Below are 3,596 nucleotides of genomic sequence, written 5' to 3' on the forward strand. Positions count from 1 at the left end.
AGCGCGCCGTCCAGCGGCAGCCCCTTCTCGACGTCCACCCGGTAGCGCAGGACCTGGCCCTTGCCGGGCGCCTTGTCCTTCCCGGGGACGGTCGTGAAGGCGCCCGAGCCCTTGAGCTTCGGGTCGAGCGGATACGGGGCGGCCATCTTCTGGCCGTACGTGGCGAGTTCGGGGGACGCGGAGGCGGACGGGGTGGCCCGGCCGTCCGTACGGGACGACACGGCACCCCCGTCGCCGCGCTCCGGACCGCCCTTGGACTGCGCCTTGCCGTCGCCGGACGGGCCGTTCGCCACCTGCCCGGCCACCACGACGGCCAGCACGGTGGTCACGGCCGCGGCGGCGACACCGGTGAACGTGCGCCCCTTGCCGCCCTTGGTGACCCCGCGCGCGTTCTTCCCCGGCGGCTCGGTCCCGTCGGCCGCCGTGTCGTCATCAAGGCCGTCCGCGGCGTTCTTACTGTCGTCATCGGCGCCCGCGCCGGGGCGGGTACGGCGCGGTGGCGGCACCGCTCCGGGCGCACCGGCGGCGAAGACGTCCTCGCCGTCGGCCTCCAGGGCATCGGGGGCGCCAGGGGCCTCGAACGCCTCCAGGTACTCCTTGCGCGGCCCGGGCATCAGCCCGCCCGGACGACCGCCCGGTGCGCCGCCGCCCGGTCCACCACCGGCGGAGGGTTCGGCGGCGGGCCCGCCGGGGCGCTGAGGAGCGTTCATGGTGGCGGTGCCGAAGGCGCTCCAGCCGCCGCCCTGTTCACGGCGCCCGGAGTGTCCGGCGGGGCCGGGGTGCCCGGGCGGGCCCGGGTGGCCCGGGTGTCCTGGGTGTCCTGGGTGTCCGCCCCTGGAGCGCGCCGGGGGCGTGGCCGGTCCGTGGGCCGTCCGCGGGATGCCCTGCGACGGTGTCACGGCCGGGTCCTGGGCACCGGGCGCGGCGGAGCGCCTCCGCCTTCCCGCACCGGGGCCGGATTCCGCCTCGGCGGACCCGGGGTCCCGGTCCTCCTGGCTGCCCCGTGCGCTGTGCTTACCCACGCGCCGCACCGCTCCCGTCTGTTCCGGGCACCGGTACGCCCCGTATCTTCCGGCTGTCCCGTCCGTCTCGTGCTTGTTGTGCTTCTTGTGCGTCTCGTACGCCGACCGGTCGTCCGTCGACGTCGTCGAGCAGTTCGCGCATGCTCCGCGCCACCGCTCCGGGGTACTCCATCATCGCCACATGTCCGGCGTCCAACAGCGTCAACAGACGCGAGTCGCGGAAGGTTGCGCTCGCCCGCCGGGCCATCCGGAAGGACACCAGCTGGTCGCGCATCCCGTAGACGAGCAGTGTGGGCGCGAGGACCCGCTCGGCCTGCCGCCACATCGAATACTGGCCGCCGAGCGCGTAGGAATCGATGAGACCGCGCGCCGAACGGGCGAGCGCGTCCCAGAAGTACGGGAGGGCGAGCCGCCGCTCGTACTCCTCGACCGCCAGCGCGAAGTCCTCCTGGCTGACCTGCCGGGGATCGCCGTAGGTGAGCGCCAGCAGCTCACGGGTGCGCCGCTCCGCGTCCCAGTCGCGGGTCGCGCGGCTGAAGAGGCGGGTCGCCCCGGGGATCGCGAGCAGCCCGGTGGGCACCGCGGTGCGCTGCGGGCGCCGCTCGGGCAGCGCGGGCGAGACGAGTGTGAGACTTCGCACCAGATCCGGCCGCACGGCCGCGACGCGGATGGCGATCGTGCCGCCCATGGAATTTCCGGCCAGATGCACGGGGCCGCGGCCGCTCGCGTCGAGGTGGCGGATGACGGCCCGGGCGTGGCCGGTTATGGAGTAGTCGCCGTCGTCGGGCGGCGGGGAGTCGCCGAATCCGGGCAGGTCAGGGGCCTCGATATCCAGCCGCTCCGCGAGCTGTTCCATCAGCGCCGACCAGTTCTGCGAACAGCCGCCAAGACCGTGGAGAAAAACCGCGGGCGGGAGCCCTGAAACCGCCGGCGGACGGGTACGCACGTTCAGCGTGAGACCGGGCAGGCTGGTGGTACGCAGCTTTTCACCCGCTCCGACCCGCACGGGCCGCGCGGGGGGCACCGCGGCAACGATGCGGGCTTCCGGCGGCTCGGTCGAAGACATGCCGCAATGTTACGAGACGATCACATGGCTGACCGTGTGTTCACCCTCACAGACCACGTAGCGTCCGAAAGTGACCTCTCCTAGGCTCGTAATTACACAGGGGCGATCATCTGCCTCTGGGAAGGGGAGTACATGTCCGTCGATCCGAGCGACCCCGAGACCTTCGCGAACGACCTCGAGAACCTCGAGAACAACGACAACTCCGCCCCCTACGGCGTAGAAGCCCCCGAGGCGGACGCCGCGGAACAGCACCACGACCTCGTACCCCACCGCGACGATCACCGGACCGGCGACGAACCGCTGGAGGCCAACGAGGCCGACCGCGCGGAGCAGGCCAGGGTCGTCGAGGAGAACGAGGAGGACTACCGGTGACCAGCACCCTTGGTGGGCCTTTCATAGAGTCCAGTCCGTGAAAATCTCCGCACGGACCGCGCGCGGCCCTGTTACCCAAAAGTACGATGGCGGGCGCGGTGGACACCGTGCTCGGAACATTCAATGGGAGGCGGCGTGACAGCCATCGAGCAGACCGAGGCGCGCCCGCGGGGTACGCGCCTGCCGCGCCGAGCCCGACGCAACCAACTCCTGGGGGCAGCCCAGGAGGTCTTCGTCGCACAGGGCTACCACGCGGCTGCGATGGACGACATCGCCGAGCGCGCGGGGGTCAGCAAGCCCGTGCTCTACCAGCACTTCCCGGGCAAGCTGGAGCTGTATCTCGCCCTGCTCGACCAGCACTGCGAGGCCCTGCTCCAGGCGGTGCGCACCGCGCTCGCCTCGACGACCGAGAACAAGCAGCGGGTCGCCGCCACGATGGACGCGTACTTTGCGTACGTCGAGGAGGAGGGCGGCGCCTTCCGGCTCGTCTTCGAGTCCGACCTCACCAACGAGCCCGCCGTGCGCGAGCGCGTGGACCGGGTCTCGCTCCAGTGCGCCGAGGCGATCAGCGAGGTGATCGCCGAGGACACCGGGCTCTCCAAGGACGAGTCCATGCTGCTGGCCGTCGGCCTCGGCGGCGTCTCGCAGGTCGTCGCGCGCTACTGGCTCTCCAGCGGCAGCACCGTCCCCCGGGACACCGCTGTGCAGTTGCTCACCTCGCTCGCCTGGCGCGGTATCGCGGGCTTCCCGCTGCACGGAGCGGAGAGCGGACACTGACCGTGTTCGCTGCGGGCTTGTCCCGCACCGCCCAGCGGGCCCGATTCCCGGGCTAATGTGTGCTGCGTACAGCGCGGACGGCCGCGCACCAAATGACCGTCGGAGGGACAAGGCCGTGGAGGTCAAGATCGGCGTGCAGCACGCGCCCCGCGAGATCACCTTGGAGAGCGGGCAGTCCGTCGAGGACGTCGAGCGCGCGGTGTCCGACGCGCTCGCCGGCAAGGCGCCGTTGCTGAGCCTGGTGGATGAACACGGCCGCAAGGTCCTGGTTCCGGCCGACCGGCTCGCCTATGTCGAGATCGGCGAGCCGAGCGCCCGCAAGGTCGGCTTCAGCGCTCTCTGAGCCGTGACGCAACGGC

The 3,596-nt window shown here is 71.9% G+C and carries 4 protein-coding genes and 1 pseudogene; 3 read left to right on the top strand and 2 right to left on the bottom strand.

Going from position 1 to position 3,596, the window contains the following annotated elements; translation table 11 throughout:
- Both SSOG_RS53585 and SSOG_RS15790 read right to left on the bottom strand, forming a co-directional pair.
- Nucleotides 1-710, bottom strand: a pseudogene (locus SSOG_RS53585) (DUF3152 domain-containing protein); the annotation flags it as partial.
- Between the two features lie 304 nt (nucleotides 711-1,014).
- A complete protein-coding gene (locus SSOG_RS15790; protein WP_039937701.1) occupies nucleotides 1,015-2,088 on the bottom strand; it encodes an alpha/beta fold hydrolase in 1,074 nt (357 codons plus the stop codon).
- A 132-nt stretch (nucleotides 2,089-2,220) separates the two neighbouring features.
- Between SSOG_RS15790 and SSOG_RS15795 the strand changes: the two genes are divergently transcribed.
- From SSOG_RS15795 to SSOG_RS15805, 3 genes are all read left to right on the top strand, one after another.
- Complete coding sequence (locus SSOG_RS15795) at nucleotides 2,221-2,460, top strand: hypothetical protein (RefSeq protein ID WP_009715233.1); 240 nt, start codon at nucleotides 2,221-2,223, stop codon at nucleotides 2,458-2,460.
- 135 nt (nucleotides 2,461-2,595) lie between these two features.
- Nucleotides 2,596-3,237: a TetR/AcrR family transcriptional regulator gene (locus SSOG_RS15800; protein ID WP_039941140.1), complete on the top strand. Its 642-nt coding sequence runs from the start codon at nucleotides 2,596-2,598 to the stop codon at nucleotides 3,235-3,237.
- 115 nt (nucleotides 3,238-3,352) lie between these two features.
- Complete coding sequence (locus SSOG_RS15805; protein WP_039937703.1) at nucleotides 3,353-3,580, top strand: DUF3107 domain-containing protein; 228 nt, start codon at nucleotides 3,353-3,355, stop codon at nucleotides 3,578-3,580.
- Nucleotides 3,581-3,596: the final 16 nt, after the last annotated feature.

Source organism: Streptomyces himastatinicus ATCC 53653 (genome assembly GCF_000158915.1).
Taxonomy (GTDB): Bacteria; Actinomycetota; Actinomycetes; order Streptomycetales; family Streptomycetaceae; genus Streptomyces; species Streptomyces himastatinicus.

Bases quoted from the DNA above. Each gene is read 5' to 3' on its own strand.
- SSOG_RS15790 (WP_039937701.1), bottom strand. From the start codon at position 2,088: ATGTCTTCGACCGAGCCGCCGGAAGCCCGCATCGTTGCCGCGGTGCCC.
- SSOG_RS15795 (WP_009715233.1), top strand. From the start codon at position 2,221: ATGTCCGTCGATCCGAGCGACCCCGAGACCTTCGCGAACGACCTCGAG.